Below are 25586 nucleotides of genomic sequence, written 5' to 3' on the forward strand. Positions count from 1 at the left end.
GTCCGGGGCGCCCGGTGGTGGGCCGGGTGCCCCGGGGGGTGGGTCAGCGGACGCCGAGGAGGTGTTCCATGGCGAGCTGGTCGAGGGCTTCGAAGGCCATGGAGCGCTCCGCTGCGGCGGTGGCGTCGAAGTTCTCGTAGGCGGACCGGTCGGCGAGGAGGCTCTTGAGGCCGTCGTCGGCGGTGGGCTGGGCGAGTTCGTCCAGGCGGGAGGCGGTCAGGGCCTGCTGGACGGCGGGGTCGGCGCGGAAGGCGAGGGCGCGTTCCTTGAGGATGAGGTAGTTGCGCATGCAGTTCTTCGCGGATTCCCAGACGCCGTCGATGCCGTCGGTGCGTACGGGCTTGAAGTCGAAGTGGAGGGATCCGGTGTAGTCGGAGGTCTCCAGGAGGTCGACGAGCCAGAAGGCCTGGCGCAGGTCGCCGGCGCCGAAGCGGAAGTCCTGGTCGTACTTGATGCCGGACTGTCCGTTGAGGTCGATGTGGAAGAGCTTGCCGGCCCACAGGGCCTGGGCGATGCCGTGGGGGAAGTTCAGCCCGGCCATCTGCTCGTGGCCGGTCTCCGGGTTCACGCCGACCATCTCGGGGCGCTCGAGGCGCTCGATGAAGGCCAGGGCGTGGCCGATCGTGGGCAGGAGGATGTCGCCGCGGGGCTCGTTGGGCTTGGGCTCGATCGCGAAGCGCAGGTCGTAGCCCTGCTCGGTGACGTAGTCGCCCAGCAGGTCGAAGGCTTCCTTCATCCGGTCCAGGGCGATACGGACGTCCTTCGCGCCGCCGGACTCGGCGCCCTCGCGGCCGCCCCAGGCGACGTAGGTGGTCGCGCCGAGCTCGGCGGCCAGGTCGATGTTGCGCATGACCTTGCGCAGCGCGAAACGGCGTACGTCGCGGTCGTTCGCGGTGAACCCGCCGTCCTTGAAGACCGGGTGGGTGAACAGGTTCGTGGTGGCCATCGGGACCTTCATCCCGGTGCGGGACAGGGCGTCCTTGAACCGGCCGATCAGCCGGGCGCGCTCCGTCTCGGAGGACCCGAACGGGATCAGGTCGTCGTCGTGGAACGTCACCCCGTGCGCACCGAGCTCCGCGAGCCGCTCGACCGACTCGACCGGGTCCAGCGCGGGACGTGTCGGCTCACCGAACGGGTCGTTGCCACGCCAGCCCACGGTCCACAGACCGAACGTGAACCTGTCCGAAGGGGTGGGAGTGAAGCGTTCCGTCATCGTCTGTCCGCCTTCGACTACCTGGGGTCCGGGACCGTCGTCGCCACCCCGGGCCTATTTGTTCACTGACATGATTAATTATGCACACGGTGTCGGGCGGACGTAACCCCCCGGACGTCGAAACGGGGCCGCCCCTGTTCCGGACGCCTCCGATCACGTAATTTGTTTGTCGCACTCCCAAAAGCCGCACCACCGGAAACCGCACGAGAAGAGGTAGCCCATGCCGCCGCGTACCGTCGTCATCGGCGTGGACAGCTCCACCCAGTCCACCAAGGCTGCAGTCACCGACGCCGAGACCGGTGAACTGCTCGCCGTCGGCCGCGCCCCGCACGTCGTCACCGGCGAGGGCGGGGCGCGCGAGACCGACCCCGAGGTCTGGTGGCGCGCGCTGTGCGACGCCGTCGCGGCCGGGCTCAAGGAGTCGGGCCTCTCCGCGTCCTCGGTCACGGGCATCGCCGTCGCCGGGCAGCAGCACGGGCTCGTCGTCCTCGACCGGTCCGGCCGGCCGCTGCGGCCCTCGCTCCTGTGGAACGACACGCGCTCCGCGCCGCAGGCCGCCGCGCTCGTCGCCGAGCTGGGCGGCCCCGACGCCTGGACCCAGCGCACCGGCACGGTGCCCGTCGCGTCCATGACCGCGACGAAGTGGCGGTGGCTGCGCGAGAACGACCCGGCGAGCGCCGAGGCGACGACATCGGTCCGGCTGCCCCACGACTTCCTCACCGAGCGGCTCGCGGGCGTCGCGGCGACCGACCCGGGGGACGCGTCGGGCACCTGCTGGTACTCCACGCGGACCGGCGCCTACGACCCGGAGCTCCTGGACCGCCTCGGCCTGGACCTCTCGATGCTGCCCGAGGTCGCCCCCACGGGCGGGACCCGGATCGGCTCCCTGACCGAGGCCGCTGCCGAGACGCTCGGCCTGCCGGTCGGCATCGCCGTGGCCGCCGGGACCGGGGACAACATGAGCGCGGCCGTGGGGCTCGGCCTGGGCGGCGCGGGCCTGCTGGACCACCCCGTCCTGAGCCTCGGCACCTCCGGTACGGTCTTCGCCGCCTCCCGGGCCCGTCCGGCGTCGACCGCCCTCTCCGGATTCGCGGCGGCCGACGGTACGTATCTCCCGCTGGCCTGCACCCTCAACTGCACCCTGGCCGTCGACAAGGTGGCCGCCCTCCTCGGCCTGCACCGCGACGACGCGACGCCCGGCGGTGAGGCCGTGCTGCTCCCGTACCTGGACGGCGAGCGCACCCCGGACCTGCCCACCTCCTCGGGACTCCTGACCGGCCTCCGGCACGACACCACGCCGCAGCAACTGCTGGGCGCGGCGTACGAGGGGGCGGCCTTCACCGTGCTGCGCGCGCTCGACGAGCTGCTGCGGGCCTGCGGCCTGGACCCGGCCGACCCCGAGGTGGCCGGCCGGCCGCTGCGGCTGATCGGCGGCGGCGCCCAGGGCCGGACCTGGGTGGACACCGTGCGCCGCCTCTCCGGCCGACCCCTGATCGTGCCGGGCAGCGGCGAACTCGTCGCGCTCGGAGCGGCGGCGCTGGCCGCCTCCGCGGCGGGCGGCGGCGATCCGGTCGCCATCGCGACGCGGTGGAACGCGACGCCGGACGACGCCGAACTCCCCCCGGTGGAGCGGGACACGGAGACCTGGGAGCGTGTCGGTTCGGTGCTGGACAAGGCATCGGGGCCACTGCTCGGCGGATGAGCACGGGCCCCGAAATCGCTTCCGGCACACACGTTTTGGGGATGACAGCGGATCTTCAATAGGATCCGGCGATGATCACAAGAAAACGGCTGACGGCCGGGGTGTGCGTCCTTCTCGCCACCCTGGCCGCCGGGCTCGGCACCGCCCTCCCGGCCTCCGCCGACGAACCCACCGCCGCCGCATCGCCCAAGGTCGAGCTGGTCCTTGACGTCAGCGGCTCCATGCGGACCCGCGACATGGACGGCGAGTCCCGCATATCCGCCGCCAAGCAGGCGTTCAACGACGTCCTGGACGCGGTGCCCGAAGAAGTGGAGCTCGGCATCCGCACACTGGGCGCGGACTATCCGGGCGACGACCGGAAGGTCGGCTGCAAGGACACCAAGCAGCTCTACCCGGTCGGCCCGCTCGACCGCACCGAAGCAAAGACCGCCGTCGCCACGCTGGCTCCGACCGGCTGGACCCCCATCGGCCCGGCCCTGCTCGGCGCCGCCGACGACCTCGACGGCGGGGACGCCACCCGGCGGATCGTCCTCATCACCGACGGCGAGGACACCTGCGGACCACTGGACCCCTGCGAGGTCGCGCGCGACATCGCCGCCCGGGGGATCCACCTGGTCATCGACACGCTGGGCCTGGTGCCGAACGCCAAGATCCGGCAGCAGCTGACCTGCATCGCCGAGGCCACCGGCGGCACCTACACCGCCGTACAGAACACCGACGAACTCTCCGGCCGCGTCCAGCAGTTGGTGGACCGGGCCGCAGAGCCCGTCGTCACCCCGGTGGCGACCGAGGGCGCGGGCAGCTGCTCCGCCGCCCCGGCCCTGAAGGCGGGTCTCTACACGGACCGCCAGGTGATCGGCACGCACCGCTGGTACCGGGTGGACGTCCTGCCCGGCCAGGAGCTGCGCGCCTCGGTGAGCGTGGGCGCGGACCGCGCCGTGAACAACGACTACGGGATCCTGCTGCGCGCCGTGACCGTACACGGCCGTGAGATCGTCCGCGGCTCGGAGTCGGGCACCGGGCGCACGGACGCCGTCTCCACCGGGTTGCGATACCCGAAGCCCGAGCAGGACGACGCCGACGACTCCGACGGCGACGTGAAGTCCGCCGCCGAGAGCGTCTGCCTCCAGCTCGGCAACTCCTTCTCGGCGCCCGCGTCCGTGAAGACCACTCCCGGCATGCCGGTCGAGCTGACCATCGACCTGGTGGACTCTCCCGACGAGGCCGCCGACACCGCCGCCTTCGGCCTGGGCCGCGGCTGGTGGCTGCTGGGCGTCATGGTGCTGGCCGGGCTGATCGCCGGCCTGCTGTTCGGCTGGATCTCGCGCTTGCGCATCGCCGTATGGAGGACCAACTGATGCGTACCACCCGCAGGAACACCCTGCGACGCGTAGGCGTGGGCGCACTGCTGGCCGCCGTCACGCTGCTGACACCGGCGGGGACCGCCGTGGCGGACGACCCGTCCGCGAGCGCGAGCCCGTCGGAGAGCGAGGAGGCGGGACCGACCGAGGCGGGCACCACCTTCCGCACCGCCACGCCGGTCCGGCAGGGACAGGCGGCCACCGCGGACGCGTCCACGGGTGACTACCTGTACTGGGCCTTCCCCGGAGACACCGGGCAACGCCCCACCGTCCGGGCGAAGGTGAGCCTGCCGGAGAGCGCCACCCGGCACGGGGCGTCGACCTGGCAGGTCGACGTGTACGACGGACTCCGCCGACGGCAGGCCTGCATGTACGGACACCAGACGCGGAAGGCGGCGCCCGACGCGGGCACCGTCGAGCTCTCCTGCGTGCTGCGGACGGTGCGCGCCTGGTCCGAGCCGTGGGCGTCCGACCCGCTGCCCGGCACGTACTACGTACGCCTGACGGTGGTCGGCCTGGCCGAGGAGGACCTGGGCCTGCCGGTCCACGTCGAGACCGAGGTCACCTCGGCCGACCAGGGCGGCGCCCACGACGTGGACGGCACCCTCTCCGCACCCGTGGTGCCGGGTGCGTCCGCCGTCTCGGCCAAGGGCGCCGCCCCGGCCGGCAGCGAGCCGGAGGACGGCTGGTCCTCCGGATGGTGGACCAGCCGCTGGCTGTGGACCGCGGGCGGGGCCGCACTCGCCGCGCTGGCGGGCGTGTTCGGCTACTCCCTGACGCGTGGCGGCGGCCGTCCGTCCCGCGTCCCGCAGGGGATCTGACCCGCAGCACGCTGTTCCGAGGGCCGCAGGCGAACCGTCTGCGGCCCTCCGTCATGCCGTGGCCTGAACCGGAGTCACCTGCTTCGAACTCACGGCCGACTGACGTTAGGCTCAGCAACTCACTTACTGCGTACGGCAGATGACGGGAGTTCCCATGTCCACGGAAACCGGTGCGGCCCTCGACGCCGAGCCGAGCGGCCACCGGCTCGTCCAGGGACCACGAGGGATTCCCCTCCTGGGGAGCCTGCCTCGGTTCGGTAGGGACCCCCTCGCGTTCTTCGAGCTTCTGCGCGGATACGGGGACATGGTGCGCTGGCGCTTCGGCCGCAACGACTGTGTCTTCGTCGCCGATCCGGAGTGCATCGGCGAGCTGCTCACCGAGACGGAACGCACCTTCGACCAACCGCTGCTGGGCATCGCCTTCCGCACGGTCATGGGCAACGGTGTCGTCGTCGCCCGCGGCCCCGACTGGCGCCGCAAGCGGTCGCTGGTGCAGCCCTCGGTGCGGCCCAAGCAGGTGAAGTCGTACGCCTCCACCATGACGGCGTGTGCGGTGGAGCTCGCCGACAGCTGGTCGGGCGGCGAACGCGTCGACGTCAAGCGCGAGATGGCGGCCCTGACGCAGCAGATCGCGGTCCGCACGATCTTCGGGGTGGACACGCCGGCCGACGCCGAGTCGATGGGCCGGGCCATGGACATCGCCCAGCAGGAGATCGGCAAGGAGTTCAGCGGGCTGGGCGCCGTCCTGCCCGACTGGGTTCCGACTCCCGGGCGGGCCAGGATCAAGAAGGCGGCCGCGGTGATCGACGCCGAGGTCGGGCGGGTGGTGGCCCGCCACCGTGACGGGGACGGTGAGCGCCCCGACCTGCTGAGCCGACTCCTCACCGCGGTCGACGAGACCGGGGCTCACCTCACCGACCAGGAGATCCGGGACGAGACCGTCACGCTCTACATCGGCGGCCACGAGACGACCGCCTCCACGCTCGTGTGGGCCTGGTACCTCCTCTCCCGTACGCCGGGGACCCTGGCCGCGCTCACCGAGGAGCTCGACCGGGTGCTGGGCGACCGGGAACCGGGCATCGACGACTACGCGCACCTGCCGTACGCGCAGGCGGTGGTGAAGGAGACCCTCCGGCTGTATCCGACGATCTGGCTGGTCACGGGGATCGCCAAGGAGGGCGCCCGGATCGGTGGGGTGCCGATGCCGGAGGGCACCCGGGTGTGGAGCAGCCAGTGGGCCACGCACCGGGACGAACGGTGGTTCCCCGAGCCCGAGGCGTTCCGCCCGGAGCGCTGGGACGCCGAGGACGGGGACGAGATCCCGGAGTACGCCTGGTACCCGTTCGGCGGCGGCCCCCGGGTCTGCCTGGGCACGCGCTTCGCGATGGTCGAGGCGGTGCTGATCCTGGCCGTCCTGGCGCGCCGTTTCGAGCTGGCGGTGGACCCCGGCACCGTCAATCCCGTACCGACGCTGACACTGCAGCCGGACCGGGAGGTCATGGCGACCGTACGGGCACGCTGAGCGCGCCGACGGGTGAAGCCGACGGGGAACGCTTGACCTCGACCTTACTTGGGGTCCTAGCGTTCCCCGCGTACCGACCGACCCCGGAGGACCGCATGGACATGGAAGTCACGGCGTGGCATTCGCTGCACAGCACGATGAACGCGCAGAAGGACCGCAGACCCTTCTCCAGGGCCACACTGGGCCGCATCGCGGCGTTCGCCCGGCCGCACCGGGGCAGGATCGTCCGCTTCCTGCTCCTCAGCGTGGTCACCGCCCTGCTCGCCGTGGCCACGCCGGTGCTTGCGGGGTGGGTCGTCGACGCGATCGTGCAGGGCCGGGACTCCGGCACGATCACCCGGTTCGCCCTGCTCATCGCCCTGATCGCCGTCGCGGAGGCCGGGCTCGGCCTCCTCGTGAGGTGGCTCTCGGCCACCCTCGGCGAGGGGCTGATCCTCGACCTGCGGACGGCCGTCTTCGACCACGTCCAGCGGATGCCCGTCGCCTTCTTCACCCGTACGAGGACCGGTGCGCTGGTCAGCCGGCTCAACAACGACGTGATCGGCGCGCAGCGGGCGTTCAGCAACACGCTCTCCGGCGTCGTCTCCAATGTCGTCACCCTGCTGCTGACCCTGACCGTGATGCTCACGATCTCGTGGCAGATCACGGTGCTGGCCCTGGTGCTGCTGCCGGTGTTCGTCGTCCCCGCCCGGCGCATGGGCGCACGGATGGCGGACCTCCAGCGGGAGGCCGCCGGCCACAACGCCACCATGGGCACGCAGATGACCGAGCGCTTCTCGGCGCCGGGGGCGACACTCATCAAGCTCTTCGGGCGCCCCGCCGACGAATCCTCCGAGTTCGCGGCCCGCGCGGGGCGGGTGCGTGACATCGGCGTCCGCACGGCGATGCTGCAGTCCACGTTCATCACGGCGCTCACCCTGGTGTCGGCGCTCGCCCTCGCCCTCGTCTACGGGCTCGGCGGCCACTACGCGCTGCGCGGTGCCCTGGAGCCCGGAGCCGTCGTCGCCCTGGCACTGCTCCTCACCCGGCTCTACGCCCCGCTGACCGCTCTGGCCGGTGCCCGGGTCGAGGTGATGAGCGCCCTGGTCAGCTTCGAGCGGGTCTTCGAGATCCTCGACCTGAAGCCGCTGATCAGTGAGAGGCCCGACGCCCGCCGGGTACCGGACGGACCGGTCTCCGTGGAGTTCGACGGGGTCTCCTTCGGCTACCCCTCCGCCGACAAGGTCTCCCTCGCCTCGCTCGAAGAGGTCGCCACGCTCGACTCTGGGGGCGGCACGCAGGTCCTGCACGACGTCTCCTTCACGGCGGAGCCCGGCCGGATGGTCGCCCTCGTGGGATCGTCCGGAGCCGGTAAGTCCACGATCGCGCAGCTCCTCCCCCGGCTCTACGACACCGACGCCGGGGCCGTGCGGCTGAACGGCGTCGACGTACGCGATCTGACGGCCGATTCGATCCGGGAGACGCTCGGCATGGTGACCCAGGACGGGCACCTCTTCCACGAGTCGGTGCGCGCCAACCTCCTGCTCGCGCGGCCGGAGGCCACGGAGGACGAGGTCTGGGACGCCCTGCGCCGCTCCCGTCTGGAGGGCCTGGTGGCCTCGCTGCCCGAGGGACTGGACACGGTGGTCGGCGAGCGCGGCTACCGCCTCTCGGGCGGTGAACGCCAGCGGCTCACCATCGCCCGGCTGCTGCTGGCCCGTCAGCGGGTGGTGATCCTGGACGAGGCGACAGCGCACCTGGACTCCACCTCGGAGGCGGCCGTCCAGGAGGCGCTGGCCGAGGCTCTGGAGGGCCGCACGGCCGTGGTGATCGCCCACCGGCTGTCGACCGTGCGCTCGGCCGACCTGATCCTGGTCGTCGAGGAGGGCCGTGTCGTCGAACGGGGCACGCACGAGGAGCTGCTGGCGGCCGGCGGACGGTACGAGGAGCTGCACCGCACCCAGTTCGACCGCCCGGAGGCCGTGAAGGACACCGCACCGCTCTGACCAGCACGGGACGGACGCCCGCCAGTCCCCCCTCGCTCCCGGTCCTGTCCCCCGTGCGACGCCGGGGGCCACCACGACGTCGTCCTGCTCGGCATGACCGCTGCGGAGTACCGGGCCACCCGCCCTTCGCCGCCGGTGCGTTGAGAGCCCGCGCACGTGGGGAACGGCGGCGGAACGTGCGCTCCGGGCCGGGCCCCACCGGGAGGGGCCTGTCGGCTGCGACGGCGGCGGTCGCGCCGACGCGTCGGACGGTGCACGCGAGGACGCGGTGCACGGAGGACGGTGCACGGGAGGACGGTGCACGGGAGGAGCGTCAGATGGCCGCCGACAGAGCGGTGACGCCCGGCCCGTCGAGGTCGTCCAGCGCCGCCCGCCGGCGGGAGACGGCCAGGAGCAGCGACAGCGCGGCCCCTGACACCTCGGGGCCTTCACCGATCGAGAGATCGGCGTCCTCGGCGGTCAGGCGAACGCGCGCGACGAGCTCCTTGGCACCGCCGAAGGAGGCCGGAGTACGCGCCTGCAGGCGGAGCGACCGGACGACGGCCTCCTGCGGGTAGGAGCGGGGGAGCCCCAGCGGCCGGCGGATGTCCTCACCGTGGACGACCTCCTCCACCAGTCGGCTGTCGAGAGGTGCCGGCGGGATGGGCCTCCGCGGGGCCACCCGCCGCAGCCTCTCCAGCGTCTCCCGCGGAGTGGCACCACGTTCACGCGCGACCCCGCGGGCGTTCTGGCGGTCGAAGTCGAATCCCGCCCGGGCGAGGCCGGCCACGAAGCCCAGGCAGGTCGTCCGGGCCGTGTCGGCCAGGTGGGCGACGACGTCGTGCACGGGCATCGCGGCGCGGCGGAGCTCTGCGAAGGCTGCGGGACAGCCCTCAGGTGAAGCGCAGCTCCGACGGGTGCGTCACGCGCCGCAGGAGCGGGAGCGAGGTGGCGGCGGCCAGCAGGCAGGCCGCGTAGACCGCCACGGGCACGAGCAGCGGCAGCAGGGGCACGAAGCCGTTGTTCACGATGCCTGCGTACGCCAGGTAGACCACCGTGCCTCCGGCGCCCGCGAGCAGCAGTGCGGGCGCCAGGGGGAGCGCGGTCTCCAGGAGTGTGGCCCCGGCGAGGACCCGGTGCGGTACCCCGGCGGCCGCCTGGGCGGCGAGCCCCCTGCGGCGGGTGGCGAGCGACTCGGCGGCGCCCACGGCCAGCCCGCAGAGGCTGATGGCGAGGGCGATCAGCACGGCGGAACCGGCAAGGTCGATCCCGGTGGTGTAGAACGCCATGTTCTCCGGGGGATGGCCAGGCCCTCGCAACTCCGCGAGCAGGACCCCGCGCACGCCAACGAAGCCGACGCCGACGACCGTCGCCAGCAGCAACGCGGCGTGGGTGCGCGCGGCGGCCCAGGGATCCTGCGCGAGGCGGCTGGCGGCGATGAGCACCGCCGGCCGCTTCGCGCGGAGCGTGAGCCTGCGGCCCATGAACGCGGCCGACGCCTTGGCCGCCCAGACCGCACCCATCCCCGTGAGGAGGACGAGGGCCACGAGCAGCAGCACGATCGGCGCCGCGCCCCTGCGGGCCGGGAACAGGAGGAGCAGGGCCGATACGGCGATCAGCACGACCGCGAAGGCGAAGCCGAGCGCCGCCCGGCGTTGCGAGTCCGGTCCCGTCCTGCGCACGTGGTCGAGGGGCGCGGCGAGCACCGTGCGCAGGGCGCGGGCACTCACCAGCCCCGCGGCCACCGGAACGGCGAGGACGACCGCCGCGAAACCCGCCCAGGCGCGGAGGTCCGGCAGGTACCCCACGACGGCGAGGAGTACGGCGAACGCCCCGAATCCGGTCGTCGATCCGGCCAGACAGGCGAATCCCGACTCCACGGCGGCGATTCTCCGCACCTGGGCGGGCGACGCCCCGGCGAGCCTCATGCCCGCCATCCGCCGGTGGCGGTGCACGGCGCCGATGCGCGCACACTGGCCGAGGAACCCCAGCACGGGGATCAGCAGCAGCACGAGCGCGAGCACCACCCCCGAACGCTCGCCGGGTTGGTTCAGCAGGCCGTGCGCGTACGGGATCGACATCTGCCCCGGCACGGCGGCGATCGTCACCGCCGCGAGGCCGAAGCCCGTGGCGAGCAGGGCGCCCAGGAACGTGAGCGAGACTCTCCACCACTCGCGGCGTTCCGAGCCGCGCGCGAGGATCCAGGCGATGCGGATGTCAGCCTTCATGGCGGGCGGCCTCCTGGGCGAAGGTCTCGGCCGGACCGGAGTGGACGACCCCGTCACGTATCCCCACCTCACGGTCGGCGTACGCCGCGACCTGCGCGTCATGGGTGATCAGCAGCACCGCTGTTCCCGATTCCCTCGCGGTGTGCACCAGAGCGGTCATCACCTGTTCCCCCGCGAGCGCGTCGAGGGCCCCGGTCGGCTCGTCCGCGAAGACGGCTCTGGGGCCGGTGACCAAAGCCCGCGCCAGAGCGACCCGTTGGCTCTGGCCACCGCTCATCCCGCCGGGGCGCAGGGCTGCCTGGCCGCGTACGCCGAAGCGCTCCAGCCACTCCCCCGCGCGCTCGTTCGCCTGGTCGCGCCGGGTCCCCGCGAGCAGCAACGGCAGCGCCACGTTGTCGAGCGCGGTGAGCTCGGGGATCAGCTGCCCGAACTGGAAGACCACTCCGAAGTCGTCGCGTCGCAGGGCGCTGAGCCGGTCCTCGGACAGCCCGCCGAGCTCCTCCCCGTCGTACATGACGGTGCCCGCGTCGGGGCGGACGATCCCGGACAGGCAGTGCAGCAGGGTGGACTTCCCGCTGCCGCTCGCGCCGGTGACCGCGAGGACCTCGCCCGTACGGAGGTCGAGGGAGGCGCCCCGGAGCGCCTCGGTCCTTCCGTACGACTTCGTCAGACCCCGCGCGGAGATCAGCGGGGCCGCCCCCGGGGACGGTTCTTCGTGCCGTGTGCTCATGATGCGTTGACCTCCGCGGTCAGGGCGTCGATGCGGGCGGTGGTCGTGGTCATCCACCGGACGTCGGCGTCGAGATGGGCAAGGGCGTAGTCGGCCGAGAGCACCGTGCTGAGATCGGCTCCCGGCGTGGTCTTGAGGGCGGTGAGCTCGCGCATCCGCTCCATGTGGGCGGCGCGCTGGGCCCGGAGGTGCGCGGCGGCGTCCGGCGTCCGTCCGTCCTCACCGGTCCCCGTGGAGACGGCGGCGACGAGGATCAGGACGACGACCTTGGCGAAGATCTCGTTCGTCACGAAGGGGGCGGGTGCCGTGATCTCGTCGGCCCAGCGGTCCAGTTCGTGTGATCCCTCGTCCGTGGACCGGTAGAGGGTGCGCTCCGGGCCGCCGTCGGAGTCGGTGCCGTCGACGGCTGCCAGGCCGTCACGCACGAGGCGTTGCAGCGTCGTGTAGACCTGCCCGTAGGCGAGCGGGCGGGCCTGCGGGAAGCGGGCGTCGTACTGGCGCTTCAGGTCGTAGCCGTGGCAGGGACCGGCCGCGAGCAGGCCCAGAAGGACGTGGCGGGTGCTCATGGACCGACTATGCCCTCGATACATGTACTGAGTGAATAGTGATTCCGGACGGTCCGTGGCCAAAAACACCTCAGCCGCCGCGGCAGGTGCCGCGGCGGCTGACGGTGGAGGCGAGGGCCTGTGGTCTCAGGTCACTTGTCCAGCCACTTCTTCCAGGTCTCCGGGTGCTTCTCGATCCAGCGTCCGGCGGCCTCGTCCGGGGACAGCCGCTCGGAGGCGATCATCTCGGACACCTCGTTCTGGTCCTTCTGCGACCAGTGGAACTTCTTCAGGAACGCGGCCGCGTCCCCGCCCCGCTTCGAGAAGCCCGCGTTGAGGTACTTCTGCAGCGGTGTCTTCGGGTACGCGCAGTCGATGTCCGCCGGGTCCTTCGCCGCGCAGGCGTCGGAGTACTCCGGGAGCTTCACCTCGACCATCGGCACCTCGTTGAACAGCCACTGCGGCTGGTACCAGTAGCTGAGGAAGGGCTTCTTCTCCTTGGCGAACTGCTGTATCTGCGTGATCTGGGCGGCCTCGGAACCGGCGAAGACGACCTTGTAGTCCAGGCCGAGATTCTTCACCAGCGCCTTGTCGTTGGTGACGTAGGAAGGCGAACCGTCCATCAGCTGGCCCTTGCCACCGCTCTCCGGGGTGCGCAGCTCGTCGGCGTACTTGTCGAGGTTCTTCCAGTTCGTGACGTCGGGGTGCTCGTCCGCCCAGTACTTGGGGACGTACCAGCCGATGTGGCCGGTGACGCCGAGGTCTCCGCCGGGGACGATGGTCTTCTTGTCCTTGACGTACAGCTGTTCCTGGTCGGGGTGGCCCCAGTCCTCCAGGATGGCGTCCACCCGGCCCTGGCTGAGGGCGTCCCAGGCGGGGACCTCGTCGGTCTGGACGAGGTCGACGCGGTAGCCGAGCTCGTCCTCGAGGATCTTCTGGGCGACGGCCACGTTGGACTGCGCGCCGACCCAGGACTGGACGGACAGGGTGACGGTCTTGATGTCCGCGGGCGCGGCGAACGGCGAGGCCTGCTTGGTCATGTCGGCCGCGCCGCAGCCGGTGACGGTCAGCAGCGCGCCCGCGGAGGCGACGATCGCGGCGGTACGGAGACGGGCATGCGTACGGGTGCGAGCCATGTCAGCTCTCCTTCCGCTGGCGGCGGGCGGTGGGCTGGGTGACACGGTCCAGCATCAGTCCCAGGCAGACGATGGCGGCGCCCGCGACGAGACCGGTGGCCAGGTCGCCCTGCGCGAGGCCGAACACGACCTCGTAGCCGAGTGCGCCGGAGCCGACGAGGCCGCCGATGATGACGACCGCGAGGACCAGGACGACGCCCTGGTTGACGGCCAGCAGAAGAGCGGGCCTGGCCAGCGGGATCTGGACCTGCCGCAGTTGCTGGCCTCCGGTGGCGCCGAGCGAGCGGGCGCACTCCATCGCGGCGGGGTCGACGCCCCGCAGCCCCTGGGTCGTGATGCGCACGACGGCCGGGAGCGCGTAGACGACGGCCGCCGCGGCGGCCGGGGCGCGGCCGACGCCGAAGAGGGCGACGACGGGGATGAGGTAGACGAACTGCGGCATCGTCTGGAAGACGTCCAGGACGGGGCGCAGCAGCCGTTCGAGGCGCCGGCTGCGCGCGGCGCCGACGGCGATGCCGAAGCCCAGGACGAGCGTGACGGCGACGGCGGCGATGACCTGGCTGAGCGTGTCCATCGACAGGTTCCAGACGCCGAGGACCCCGATGGCGGCCATGGCCAGTACGGCGGTGAGCGCGGTGCGCCAGGTGCCGAGGGTCCAGGCGAGGGCGGCGACGATCAGCAGCACCGACCACCAGGGCAGGCCCTGCAGTCCGCTGCGGAGCGGGTTGAGGATCCATTCGGTGAAGTGGGCGGCCCAGTCGGCTGTTCCGCCGATGACGGGAATGCCGGTGTAGAGGTGGTCGACCATCCAGTCCTTGGCCGTGTTGACCGGGCCCGCGATGGCGACGACGCCGCCTTCGGGCCAGATGCGGCCACCGGCGAAGCGGCCCACGACGGCGACGACGGCGGCGATGAGGGCGGCGAGGCCCCAGCCGCGTGCCCCGCGCAGGGCGGTGGGACCGGTGGGTTCCGTGCCGATCTTCCGGCCGGCCGCCTCGGTCGTACGGTCCAGGACGACGGCCAGCAGCACGATGGGGATGCCCGCGGCGAGCGCGGCGCCGACGTCGACGGAGGAGAGCGCCTGGTAGACGCGGTCACCGAGGCCGCCGGCGCCGATGACGGAGGCGATCACAGCCATGGACAGCGCCATCATGATGGTCTGGTTCAGGCCGAGGAGGAGCTCCTTGCGTGCCAGCGGGAGCCGGGCGCTCAGCAGGCGCTGCCGGCCGGTGGCGCCGAGCGAGGCGACGGCCTCCATGACGCCCGCGTCCGCGCCGCGCAGTCCGAGTGCGGTGAGCCGGGCCATCGGCGGAGCCGCGTAGACCACGGTGGCGAGCACCGCGCCGGGCACGCCGATGCCGAAGATCAGCACGACGGGCAGCAGGTAGGCGAAGGCGGGGAGCACCTGCATGGTGTCCAGGACGGGGCGCAGGACGCGGAACGTCCGGTCCGAGAGTCCGGCGGCGAGGCCGAGGAGCAGGCCCAGCACGACGGAGGCCAGGACCGCGACGACCATCAGCGCGAGGGTCTGCATGGTCGGCACCCACATGCCGAGCAGCCCGCAGGCGAGGAGGGACGCTCCGGCGGTCAGCGCGAGGCGCCATCCTGCGGTGCGCCAGGCGACGAGCGCGGCCACGGCGGTGACACCGGCCCAGCCGAGGGCGAGCAGGGCCAGGTAGACGCCGCGCACGGACAGGACCACGGCGTTGCTGATGTGGCCGAAGAAGTAGAGGAACAGCGGGTGGCTGTCGCGGTTGCCGATGATCCAGTCGTTGACCTCCCCGAGCGGGCCGCTCAGGTCGACGGTCAGGGCTCCGGGCCAGACCCCGCCGCCCCAGCGGGCGTGCGCGAGGGGCACGACGACGGCGGCGATCACCAGCAGCAGGAGGATCTTCCCGAGGGCGGGCCGCTCGCGCAGGGCGGCGAGCGGGGCGTTGCCCGGGGGTCCGGAAGCCGTACCGGAGGCGGCTTGGGCGGTGGCCATCAGACGGTCACCTCGCGGGTCGTCGAGTCGTCCGTCCCCTGGTCGCGGGGCTCGGGGTCACGGGCTCCCGCGACCACGTCGAGCAGGCAGGCGTGGTCGACGACGCCCAGCAGCCTGCCGTCCTCCACCACCCGTGCGACCGGGGCGCCGGAGCGGGACACGGCCTCGATGGCCTCGGAGACGGTGGCCCCGGGGCGGACGGCCGGGCCCTGGGCGTCCTCGCCGGTGGCCGGCGGGCGCATGGCGGTGGCCACGGTGAGGACCTGCTCGCGGGCCACGTCCTGGACGAATTCGCGTACGTAGTCGTCGGCGGGTGAGCCGACGATCTCCTCCGGAGTGCCCAGCTGGACGATGCCGCCGTCGCGCATCAGCGCGATGCGGGTGCCCAGGCGGAGCGCCTCGCTGAGGTCGTGGGTGATGAAGACCATGGTGCGGCCCTCCTCGCGGTGCAGCCGGACCACCTCGTCCTGCATCTCGCGGCGGATCAGCGGGTCGAGCGCGCTGAACGGCTCGTCGAAGAGAAGCACGGACGGGTCGACGGCGAGTGCGCGGGCCAGGCCGACGCGCTGCTGCTGACCGCCGGAGAGCTGGGCCGGGCGGCGGTTCTCCAGCCCCGCGAGGCCGACCTTCTCCACGAGTTCGGCAGCCTTGGCGCGGCGTTCGGTCTTCCCGAGGCCCTGGATCTCCAGGCCGTAGGCGACGTTGTCGAGGACGGTGCGGTGCGGGAGGAGTCCGAAGTGCTGGAAGACCATCGCGGCGCGGTGGCGGCGCAGTTCACGCAGCCGGGTGCTGTCCATGGCCAGGACGTCCTCGCCGTCGATGGCGAGAGTGCCGCTGGTGGGCTCGATGAGCCGGGTCAGACACCGGACGAGGGTGGACTTGCCGGAGCCCGAGAGGCCCATGACGACGAAGACCTCCCCCTTCTCCACGTCGAAGGAGACGTCACGCACGGCGGCGGTGCAGCCGGTGCGCTCTCGCAGTTCGGCGGGGGGCAGGCCGGCGAACTCGCTTCCGGGGATGCGGTCGGCCTTGGGGCCGAAGACCTTCCAGAGGTCACGGACGCTGAACACAGGGGTACCGGCTTCACTCATCGGACATCGCCTCCGGTGGTCGGGGTCGCTCGGAGCAGTTCGGCGCACTTCTCGCCCACCATCAGGACTCCGATCATGGGGTTCACGGCGGGCATGGTCGGGAAGACGGAGGCATCGGCGATGCGGATCCCGTCCAGCCCCTGGATCCGCAGCTGCGGATCCACGACGGCCGCGGGGTCGCCCCCGGCGCCCATCCGGCAAGTGCCGGCCGGGTGGTAGACGGTGTGCGCGACCTTGCGGGCGTACGCGCTGATGTCCTCGTCGGAGGTGACCTCGGGCCCGGGGCAGACCTCGCGCTTGAGCCAGTGCGCCAGCGGCTCGGTCTTCGCTATCTCGCGGGCGAGCTTGATGCCGTCGACCAGGGTGCGGCCGTCGTGGTCGTCCTCGTCCGTGAAGTAGCGGAAGTCCAGGGCCGGCTTGACCTCGGGGTCGGCGCTGGTGAGGTAGAGCCGACCGCGGCTGCGCGGCTTGGGGATGTTCGGGGTCATCGACACGCCGTGCTCGGGCTTCTCGTAGCCGAGGCGCTCCGGGTTGTCGGTGAAGGGGATCTGGTAGAAGTGGAACATCAGGTCGGGGCCCCGGGATCCGGGGTCCCTGCGCACGAAGAGGCCCGCGTCGGAGTCCATCGCCGAGTTCTCCGGGATGGGCCCGTCGGTCTCCCAGACGATGACCGACTCGGGGTGGTCCAGCAGGTTCTCGCCGACGCCCGGGGCGTCGTGGACGACGGGGATGCCGAGCGCGGCGAGGTCCTTCGCCGGTCCGACACCGGAGTGCATCAGCAGCCTCGGGGTGTCCACCGCGCCGGCGCAGACGATGACCTCACGGGCGGCACGCAGGAGGATCTCCTCGCCGTCCTTGGTGCGGACGTGCACCCCGGTGGCCCGGTTTCCGTCGAACTCCAGGCGGTACGCCCATGTCTCCAGCAGGATCTCGAGGTTGGGGCGGTCACCGGCCTCGATGTGCGGGTGGAGGTAGGCGACGGACGCCGAGGAGCGCTTGTTGTTCTCCGGGTGGTACGCCAGGTCGAAGAAGCCGACGCCCTCGTGGAAGGGCTTCTTGTTGAAGCTGTCCACGCGGGGGACGCCGGCGGCCGCCTGGGCGGCGTCGACGAAGTCGCGGGCGATGGCGTTACGGTCCTTCTCGTCGACCGGCACGATGTTGTTGCGCAGCCGGGCGAAGTAGGGGTCCATGGCGGCGGCGTCCCAGCCGTCGGCCCCGGCCTCGGCCCACTCGTCCCAGTCGCCGGGCAGCGGCTTGAAGCTGATCAGCGTGTTGTGCGAGGAGCAGCCGCCGAGGACGCGGGCGCGGCTGTGCCGGATGTGGGAGTTGCCCCGGGGCTGTTCGGTGGTGGGGTAGTCGTAGTCGAGGTCCCCGCCGAGCAGGCCGAGCCACCGGCGGAGGGTGAGGACGTCCTCGCGGTCGATGTCGGTGGGCCCGCCCTCGATGACGGTCACGGTGACGTCGGGGTCCTCGGTGAGGCGGGAGGCGATGACCGAGCCGGCCGTACCTCCCCCGACGATCACGTAGTCGACGGGGTCGGGGCGTGCGGTGCTGGGGGACGGGGGCATCGGTCACTACTCCTTCTGCAAGGTGCTTGCGTGTACGTGGTGCTGCGAACAGTTGTTCGGGCGGGCGGACTTCCGGATTCAGCCGGCGAACCAGCGCTGCGGGCGCGGGTTGAGGTTCTGGTAGATGTGCTTGGACTCGCGGTACTCGGCGAGTCCGGTGGGGCCGAGCTCGCGGCCCGTGCCGGACTTGCCGAAGCCGCCCCACTCGGCCTGCGGGAGGTAGGGGTGGTAGTCGTTGATCCAGACGGTGCCGTGGCGGAGCCGGCCGGCGACGCGCCGGGCGCGGCCCGCGTCGGTGGTCCAGACGGCGCCCGCGAGACCGTAGTCCGTGTCGTTGGCCAGGGTGACGGCCTCTTCCTCGGTGCGGAAGGTCTCGACGGTGAGGATCGGGCCGAAGGTCTCCTCGCGGACCACCCTCATCTCCCGGTGGCAGCCGTCCAGGACGGTCGGCCGGTAGAAGTAGCCGGTCGCCGGCCGGATGTCGGTGGGCTCGGGGCGGGCGCCGCCGGAGCGGACGACCGCGCCCTCCTCGCGGGCGGACGCCACGTACGCCTCGACCTTGGCGAGCTGCTGCGCGGAGACGAGCGGGCCGCACTCGACCCCGTCGACGGTGCCCCGGCCGAGCCGGATCGCGTCGGCGCGGCGGGCGAGCTCGGTGACGAAGCGCTCCCTGACGGACTCCTCGACGATGAGCCGGGCACCGGCGGAGCAGACCTGGCCGCTGTGGAAGAACGCGGCGTTCAGCGCCTGGTCGACGGCGGTGTCGAAGCCCTCGTCGGTGGCGCACGCGTCGGCGAACACGACGTTGGGGTTCTTGCCGCCGAGCTCCAGGGCGACCTTCTTGACCGACGGCGCCGCGGCCTGGGCGACCTTCGTGCCGCTGGCGAGGCCGCCGGTGAAGGAGACCAGGTCGACGTCCGGGTGTGCCGACAGCCGGGCGCCGACGGGGTCGCCCGCCCCGGTGACGAGGTTGGCCGCACCGTCGGGGAGTCCGGCCTCGGCGAGCAGCCGGACCAGGTGGACGGTGGAGAGCGGGGTGACCTCGCTGGGCTTGAGCACGAAGGTGTTGCCCGCGGCGAGGGCCGGGGCGATCTTCCAGCTGGCCTGGAGCAGCGGGTAGTTCCACGGGGCGATCAGGGCGCAGACGCCGACCGGCTCGTGCACGACGACGCTGTGGACATCGGGGTCGCCCGCGTCGACGACCCGGCCGCCGCTCTCGTTCATGACGAGGTCGGCGAAGTAGCGGAAGGCGTTGGTGACGTCGTCGACGTCGACGCGCCCCTCCTCCAGGGTCTTGCCGGTGTCGCGGCTCTCGGTGATCGCGATCTCCTCGCGGTCCCGCTGGAGGAGTCCGGCGACGCGGCGCAGGAGCTCGGCCCGCTCGGCGACGGGCCTGTGGGGCCAGGGGCCGTCGTCGAAGGCGCGGCGCGCGGCGGCCACGGCCGCGTCGGTGTCCTCGGTACCGCCCTCGGAGACGAGCGCCAGCACGGTGGCGTCGGCGGGGTCGAGGACCTCACGCGTCGCGCCTGATGCCGCCGCCTGCCAGACACCGTCGATGTGGAGGGTCTCCAGGGCGGCCGGGGAGTGGGCCGACGAGGGGTGAGCCGACATGTAGTGGTCTGCCTTCCGTGCCTGAATTGCTCCGCACCGGTCCGGCCGAGCACTGTTCCGAGCCGGTGGACCGGGATGAGGGCACACCAGCAGCCCGGACACCTCTCCGGTCCGGCGGAATGTATGCCGAGAAACTCACCCTGGGTGACATGACTCACTGCGGAGCACAGGAACGCAGCCGCGCATAATCGGGCAAAGCGCCCATAAATGGACCATTTAGTTGAATGCTGGACGGATTACTGGGGCGTGCGCGCCCCCGGAACGAAGCCGCCGAAGGGCTGCTCCCAGCGCTCGCCGGGCAAGACAGAGGTCACAGCCCCTCCGCGGACCGGTGGACCCGTATAGACGGTGCCCAGGCCCTCGTCGCAGGAGTACCGGTACAGCGGCGGCCTCGGAATCGCCGCCACGTCGTCCACGCCGGAGGCGCGCACGGCCCGGCCGTCCGCATGCGTGCGGCCCCGGAGAGAGGGCTCTCTGCGGGGCCGCAGACCCGCGCCGAGGCGCGGTCCGGTCAGGCGACGGTGACCGTTCCCGCCCCCTCCCCCGCCGCTCCGGTCTCCTCGACCGTCACCCGGTACGGCCTGTCCGTGCCCTCCGCCGTGACCCGCGCGCCGCCGGCGTCCCGTACGACACGGAACACCGCCGCCGGAGTACCCGTCAGGTCCGGTACGGTGACCGACCGTTCGCCGGCGCCGGGTCCGAACACCCGGAGGGTGAGACCGTCGAGCCAGTCACCGTCCGGGCGCTGGTCGTCGGCGCCCCACGGGAGCACGGCCCCGTCCCTGACCAGCAGGGGCAGGCTGTCGAAGCCGTGCGTCTCGTGCCGCCAGGCGGGCCCGGTGACGCGCTCACCGGTGAACAGGGACGTCCAGGTGCCCTCGGGGACGTAGTACTCGACCTCACCGTCCTCGGTAAAGACCGGGGCGACCAGCAGGTCCGGGCCGAGCATGTACTGCCGGTCCAGGGTGCGGGAGGCCGGGTCGCCGGGGAACTCCGCGAGCATCGGCCGCATCATCGGGACGCCCGTACGGTGCGCCTCGGCGGCCACTTGGTAGAGGTAGGGCATGAGCCGGTGCTTCAGCAGGGTGAACTTCCGTGCCACGTCGACGGCTTCCTCGCCGAACTCCCACGGCACCCGGTAGGAGACGTTCCCGTGGAGCCTGCTGTGCGAGGAGAGCAGGCCGAAGGCGAGCCAGCGCTTGAAGACCGCGGGATCGGGGGTGCCCTCGAAGCCGCCGATGTCGTGGCTCCAGAAGCCGAAGCCGGACAGGGACAGGGAGAGACCGCCACGCAGCGACTCGGCCATCGCGGTGAACGAGGCGAAGCAGTCTCCGCCCCAGTGCACCGGGAACTGCTGGCCGCCGGCCGTCGCGGACCGGGCGAAGAGCACCGCCTCCCCGGCGCCGCGCTCCTTCTCCAGGAGTTCGAAGACGGTGCGGTTGTAGATCTGCGCGTAGTAGTTGTGCATCCGCTCCGGGTCGGAGCCGTCGTGCCAGACGACGTCGGTGGGGATACGTTCGCCGAAGTCGGTCTTGAAGCAGTCGACGCCCTGGTCGAGCAGGGCGCGCAGCTTGTCGTCGTACCAGGCGCGGGCGGCCGGGTTGGTGAAGTCGACCAGCGCCATCCCGGGCTGCCACAGGTCCCACTGCCAGACGTCGCCGTTGGGTCGCCGCACCAGGTAGCCGTGTTCGGCACCCTCCGCGAACAGCGGCGACTTCTGGGCGATGTAGGGGTTGATCCACATGCTGATGCGGAGCCCGCGCTCCTTGAGGCGGGCCAGCATGCCCTCCGGGTCGGGGAAGACCTCGGGGTCCCAGAGGAAGTCCGACCACTGGTACTCGCGCATCCAGAAGCAGTCGAAGTGGAAGACGCTGAGCGGGATCCCGCGCTCGGCCATGCCGTCGACGAAGGAGGTGACGGTGGCCTCGTCGTACGAGGTGCAGAAGGAGGTGGTGAGCCAGAGGCCGAACGACCAGGCCGGCGGAAGCGCGGGACGGCCGGTCAGAGCGGTGTAGCGGGACAGGACGTCCTTGGGCGTCGGCCCCGCGACGACGTAGTACTCCAGCGTCTGGTCCTCGACGCTGAACTGCACCTGGCCGACGGCCTCGGAGCCGACCTCGAAGGAGACCTTGCCGGGGTGGTTGACGAAGACGCCGTAGCCGCGCGAGGACAGGTAGAACGGGATGTTCTTGTAGGCCAGCTCACTGCTGGTGCCGCCGTCGGCCTGCCAGATGTCGACGGTCTGGCCGTTCTTCACGTACGGGGTGAAGCGCTCGCCGAGGCCGTAGACGTTCTCGCCGACCTGCAGGGCGAGTTGGGCGATCATGTGGTGGACGCCGTCGGGTGTGGCCGCGAACGCCGTGCCCTTCGGATCCACTCCGGTGAGACGGCGCCCGTCACCGTCGAGGAAGGTGATTCCCCAGGGCCCGTCGCCGTCCGTGCGCAGCGTCAGCGGCCCACTGGTGAGTTCGGTGGCCGCGCCGTCCCGGCGGGTGCGGGCCGGCGGCGCCGTGGCGTCGCCCGCCATGATCTCGAAGTCCGGCCCGCGCCGGGCCCTCCCCGCGTGGTGGGTGGTGCGGACGCCGATGACGCCCTCGGCCGGGGAGAAGCATTCGACCGTGATCAGTGGGGTGTTGAGGGTGTCCCCGCGCGCCGCGACTCGCTTGACCGCGGCGTACGCGGTGAACCGGTCTGCTCCGACCCGCAGGTCGCGGATCTCGGTCGCGTAGGAGGCGCGGACGCCCTCACGCATGAGCCAGAAGCCGTCGGTGAACTTCATGAGGACTCCTTGCCGGGGATGACGTCGATGCGGGCGAGGCGCAGAGGCCCGGAGAGGCCGATCCGCAGATCGTGGACCCCGCGGAGGTGGAGTGCGGCCTCGACGGGGCGGTAGTCGTACGGCCCCCGGTCGCCGGAGAAGAGGGTGCTCAGACTCTGTCCACCGGCGGTCACGGTGATGCAGCCCTCTCCCGAGACGAGGAAGGCCAGTCCGTCCACGCCCGCTCCGAAGTCACACGCCCGGTAGACGAGATGCCCCTCGCTCCCGGCGGTGGCGGGCGCGACGACGTCACCCGCCGTCCTGCTGCGGTCGAGGATCACCGTGTCCTTCTGCCGGTCGTAGTCGGCGGCCTCCAGCCCTCGCCCCACCACCGGCCGGGGCCCCTGCGCCTCCCCCTGGACGACCTCCGTGGCGGTGAGCCGGACGTCGGTGCTCGACGCCCCCACGAGGACCTCGTACGCGCCCGGCTCCACGGTCCACCGGCCGTGCGCCACACTCCAGTGGCCCAGCTCCTCGACGGGCACGGTGAATTCGACGTGCTCCGCCGCTCCGGGTGCGAGGTGCACCCGTCGGTGGCCGACCAGCTTGCGCAGCGGCAGGTCCACGGGTTCGTCGAGACCGCCGAGCAGGCGCCCCAGGCCCTCGGGGGACGGGCGGGCGGTCCCTTCCGGCCCGGCCCGGCGGACGTACACCTGCGCCACCTCGTCGGCGGCGGTCCCGCCGTCGTTGGTGACGGTCAGCGACACCCGCAGGTGTGCCCCGTCCACCTCCGTCCGCAGCGCGGAGTAGGTGAAGTCGGCGTAGGCCAGACCGTGTCCGAACGGGAAGAGCGGGGTGCCGTCGAAGTAGAGGTACGTCTGCCGCGAACCGATGATGTCGTAGTCGAAGAGGCCGGGCAGGTCGTCGTCGCTCGCGTACCAGGTCTGCGGGAGCCGCCCGGCAGGTGACACGTCACCGGCGAGGACGCGCGCGAGAGCGGTGCCGGCGGCCTGGCCGCCGTGCGCCGTCCAGAGCAGGGCCGGCAGTGCGTCCGCCGCGTCGACGACGGCGTACGGGTAGGCGGAGGACAGCACGAGGACCGTACGCGGGTTGGCGGCGTGCGCGGCGCGCCACAGGCGGTCCTGCTGGGCGGGGAGGGCGAGGGTCGTGCGGTCCTCGGTCTCGCGGCCGTTGATGTGGGGGTCGTTGCCGGCGACGACGATCACGGTGTCGGCGGCCGCGGCGACCCTGGCGACGGCGTCGGCACCGTGTTCGACGGTCTCCAGCTCGAAGACGGTGGCCCCGTCCCCGGAAATCCTTTCGCCTGATTCGGCAACCTTCGCGCCGTCGGCGGCGACAGAGACGTACCCACCCGTCCCGATGTGCAGAAGGCGGTGCCCGCCGTCGTGTCCCTCCACCGCCTCCATGCGGAACGTCTCCTGGACGACCCAGCCGCCGGGCTCGTCCGCGGAGGCCCTGACGTAGCCGTCGTCGGCGACGGAGAGGTACAGCCCGTCGTCGGTCCGCAGGGTGAGGACGCCGTCGCCCCAGTCGACGAGGGCCAGTTCGGTCGCCTCCTCGCCGCGGGTCAGCGGGGGGAGGTCGGTGCGGCCTGCGAGGAGGGCGGGATCGAGGGTGCCCTCGGCGCCCCGGGCCTCGCCGTCCGTCGCCCCGCCGGCCGCGGGCACCTGGAGCCAGCCGTCGGAGGTCTTCAGCCGGATCCGGTCCACGCCCTCCGCGTGGAGGACGTTCTCGGCGCCGTACCGTTCGCGGATTCCGTCGAGCGGGGTGGAGCGGTGCATGAGCATGCCGCTGTACCAGTCGAGCTTGCAGACGTCACCGAGAAGTCCGACCACGGCGACGGTGCGGCCCGGCTTCGGCTCCAGAGGCAGCAGGCCGCCGTTCTTCAGCAGGACGACGGCCTGCTCCGCGGCCTCCAGGGCGAGCGCGCGGTGCTCCTCGGTGTCCAGGGCGTCCACCCCCGCGTACGGATCGAGCTCCGGGTCGAACTCACCGAGCGCGAGGCGCATGGCGAGCAGCCGGCGGACCGCGGTGTCGATGTCGCTCTCGTCGACGAGGCCCTTGGCGAGCGCGTCGCGGATGCGGCCGGTCATGACGGTGGAGTCGGTGCCGTGGTCGGTGAAGCTGTCGACGCCCGCCTTCAGGGAGGCGGCGGTGGCCTCCTCGTGGGTGTCGAAGTAGTGCTCGGAGTCGACCAGGTTGGAGGGCGCGCCCGCGTCCGAGCAGACGACGAGCGGCTGGTCGGTCCAGCTCCGCAGGTGCTCACCCATGAGCGGGGAGACGTGGTTGGGGCGGCCGTTGACCAGGTTGTAGGCGGGCATGACCCCGGCCACCGCTCCGGCGCGCACGGCATCGCGGAAGGCGCGCAGATCGTATTCGTGAAGGACGCGCGGCCGGACCGAGGAGGACGCGGTGTCGCGGTCGGTCTCGTTGTTGTGCGCGAGCCAGTGCTTGAGCACCGGAGCGGTACGCCAGTATCGGGGGTCGTCGCCGCGCAGTCCCCGGGTGTAGGCGACGGCGATGGCGGAGGTCAGCGCCGGGTCCTCGGAGTACCCCTCCTCACCGCGGCCCCACAGCGGGTGGCGCAGCAGATTCACCGTCGGCGCCCACACGTTGAGCCCGACACGGTCGTCCTGGGCGCGCTTGGCCCGTACCTCGTCGCCCACGGCCTCACCGACCCTGCGGACCAGGTCGTCGTTCCAGGTGGCGCCGAGGCCGACGGCCTGGGGGAAGACGGTGGCGGGTCCCATCCAGGCGACCCCGTGAAGGGCCTCCTGCCCGGTGCGGAACGCACCGACGCCCAACCGCTGGACCGCGGGGGCGAACTGATGCAGCATCGCGATCCGCTCGTCGAGCGTAAGCCGCCCGAGCAGGTCGTCGGCGCGCCGGGAGAAGGACAGCTGCGGGTCGCGGAAGGGAAGCGGAAGGTCCGTCACGTGCGGGTCCCCTTGGAGAGGTGGGAGGTTTTCCGGTCTACGAGCATCGAAGAGGCCTTCGACGTGAGGAGAAGATCTTTCGAAGCGCTTCGATGCTCTGCGGCCAACCCCGCAGGTGTCAAGGGTGCTACCGCCCCAAAGAGGCTCTTACGGACGTATCAATGCCGTGTCGCACCAGGAAGCGGTTCGGAAACAGGTCGGAGGAATATCGAAACGAACTCTTGTGTGGTCGGGACCCTTCACTTAATCTCGCTGCAACATCGAAGCGCTTCGACGAGGCAGCCCGTTGACCGCTTCAGCTCAGCCGGCGCACCGCCGTCGGCTCGGCCGGTAACGCCCCTACCTCAGACACAGGGCCGAGCGGCAGTCGCCGCCGCGGGCCGTCCTGTTGCACC

General features: G+C 72.0%; 16 protein-coding genes and 1 pseudogene. 5 read left to right on the top strand and 12 right to left on the bottom strand.

Annotated elements, in window-relative coordinates:
* Nucleotides 1–43: 43 nt before the first annotated feature.
* A complete protein-coding gene (xylA, locus tag B9S57_RS06920) occupies nucleotides 44–1213 on the bottom strand; it encodes a xylose isomerase (RefSeq protein ID WP_103514641.1) in 1170 nt (389 codons plus the stop codon).
* Nucleotides 1214–1433: 220 nt separating this feature from the next.
* Between xylA and xylB the strand changes: the two genes are divergently transcribed.
* The 5 genes from xylB to B9S57_RS06945 all read left to right on the top strand — a co-directional run bounded on the left by xylB (nucleotide 1434) and on the right by B9S57_RS06945 (nucleotide 8604).
* On the top strand, nucleotides 1434–2915 hold the full coding sequence (gene xylB, locus B9S57_RS06925; RefSeq protein ID WP_103514642.1) for a xylulokinase: 1482 nt from the start codon (nucleotides 1434–1436) through the stop codon (nucleotides 2913–2915).
* A gap of 71 nt (nucleotides 2916–2986) precedes the next feature.
* A complete protein-coding gene (locus B9S57_RS06930) occupies nucleotides 2987–4273 on the top strand; it encodes a VWA domain-containing protein (RefSeq protein WP_103514643.1) in 1287 nt (428 codons plus the stop codon).
* Nucleotides 4273–5097 (top strand): hypothetical protein, encoded by an 825-nt coding sequence (locus tag B9S57_RS06935; RefSeq protein WP_103514644.1) that lies wholly within the window; start codon nucleotides 4273–4275, stop codon nucleotides 5095–5097. The genes B9S57_RS06930 and B9S57_RS06935 overlap by 1 nt, the downstream gene beginning before the upstream one ends.
* 154 nt (nucleotides 5098–5251) lie before the next feature.
* Nucleotides 5252–6619 carry a cytochrome P450 gene (locus tag B9S57_RS06940; protein WP_103514645.1) on the top strand — a complete coding sequence of 456 codons (1368 nt, stop codon included), beginning with the start codon at nucleotides 5252–5254 and terminating at the stop codon, nucleotides 6617–6619.
* Nucleotides 6620–6714: 95 nt separating this feature from the next.
* Entirely contained in the window at nucleotides 6715–8604 is a 1890-nt protein-coding gene (locus B9S57_RS06945) for an ABC transporter ATP-binding protein (RefSeq protein ID WP_103514646.1), read from the top strand.
* A gap of 313 nt (nucleotides 8605–8917) precedes the next feature.
* Here B9S57_RS06945 and B9S57_RS06955 read toward each other — a convergent pair.
* The 11 genes and pseudogenes from B9S57_RS06955 to B9S57_RS07010 all read right to left on the bottom strand — a co-directional run.
* Nucleotides 8918–9442 (bottom strand): annotated as a pseudogene (locus B9S57_RS06955) (maleylpyruvate isomerase family mycothiol-dependent enzyme); the annotation flags it as partial.
* 34 nt (nucleotides 9443–9476) lie between these two features.
* Nucleotides 9477–10811, bottom strand: a complete 1335-nt coding sequence (locus B9S57_RS06960) for a hypothetical protein (protein ID WP_103514648.1) — start codon at nucleotides 10809–10811, stop codon at nucleotides 9477–9479.
* On the bottom strand, nucleotides 10801–11541 hold the full coding sequence (locus B9S57_RS06965; protein ID WP_103514649.1) for an ABC transporter ATP-binding protein: 741 nt from the start codon (nucleotides 11539–11541) through the stop codon (nucleotides 10801–10803). The genes B9S57_RS06960 and B9S57_RS06965 overlap by 11 nt, the downstream gene beginning before the upstream one ends.
* On the bottom strand, nucleotides 11538–12107 hold the full coding sequence (locus B9S57_RS06970) for a PadR family transcriptional regulator (RefSeq protein WP_103514650.1): 570 nt from the start codon (nucleotides 12105–12107) through the stop codon (nucleotides 11538–11540). Before B9S57_RS06970 ends, B9S57_RS06965 begins: the two co-directional genes overlap by 4 nt.
* A gap of 131 nt (nucleotides 12108–12238) precedes the next feature.
* The gene (locus B9S57_RS06975; protein ID WP_103514651.1) at nucleotides 12239–13222 is read right to left on the bottom strand and encodes an ABC transporter substrate-binding protein; all 984 of its coding nucleotides are present in this window, start codon (nucleotides 13220–13222) and stop codon (nucleotides 12239–12241) included.
* Nucleotide 13223: 1 nt separating this feature from the next.
* Nucleotides 13224–15206 (bottom strand): proline/glycine betaine ABC transporter permease, encoded by a 1983-nt coding sequence (locus tag B9S57_RS06980; protein WP_103514652.1) that lies wholly within the window; start codon nucleotides 15204–15206, stop codon nucleotides 13224–13226.
* Nucleotides 15206–16297 carry a glycine betaine/L-proline ABC transporter ATP-binding protein gene (locus B9S57_RS06985; RefSeq protein WP_103514653.1) on the bottom strand — a complete coding sequence of 364 codons (1092 nt, stop codon included), beginning with the start codon at nucleotides 16295–16297 and terminating at the stop codon, nucleotides 15206–15208. The genes B9S57_RS06980 and B9S57_RS06985 overlap by 1 nt, the downstream gene beginning before the upstream one ends.
* Nucleotides 16294–17865, bottom strand: coding sequence for a GMC family oxidoreductase (locus B9S57_RS06990; protein ID WP_103514654.1), 1572 nt, complete (start codon nucleotides 17863–17865; stop codon nucleotides 16294–16296). Before B9S57_RS06990 ends, B9S57_RS06985 begins: the two co-directional genes overlap by 4 nt.
* A gap of 78 nt (nucleotides 17866–17943) precedes the next feature.
* Nucleotides 17944–19476, bottom strand: a complete 1533-nt coding sequence (locus B9S57_RS06995) for an aldehyde dehydrogenase family protein (protein WP_103514655.1) — start codon at nucleotides 19474–19476, stop codon at nucleotides 17944–17946.
* Between the two features lie 511 nt (nucleotides 19477–19987).
* Nucleotides 19988–22255: an alpha-xylosidase gene (gene yicI, locus B9S57_RS07005; RefSeq protein WP_103514657.1), complete on the bottom strand. Its 2268-nt coding sequence runs from the start codon at nucleotides 22253–22255 to the stop codon at nucleotides 19988–19990.
* Nucleotides 22252–25191: a glycoside hydrolase family 3 C-terminal domain-containing protein gene (locus B9S57_RS07010; protein WP_103514658.1), complete on the bottom strand. Its 2940-nt coding sequence runs from the start codon at nucleotides 25189–25191 to the stop codon at nucleotides 22252–22254. The genes yicI and B9S57_RS07010 overlap by 4 nt, the downstream gene beginning before the upstream one ends.
* Nucleotides 25192–25586: the final 395 nt, after the last annotated feature.

Source organism: Streptomyces sp. SM10, from assembly GCF_002910915.1.
In the GTDB taxonomy this organism is placed as follows: Bacteria; Actinomycetota; Actinomycetes; order Streptomycetales; family Streptomycetaceae; genus Streptomyces.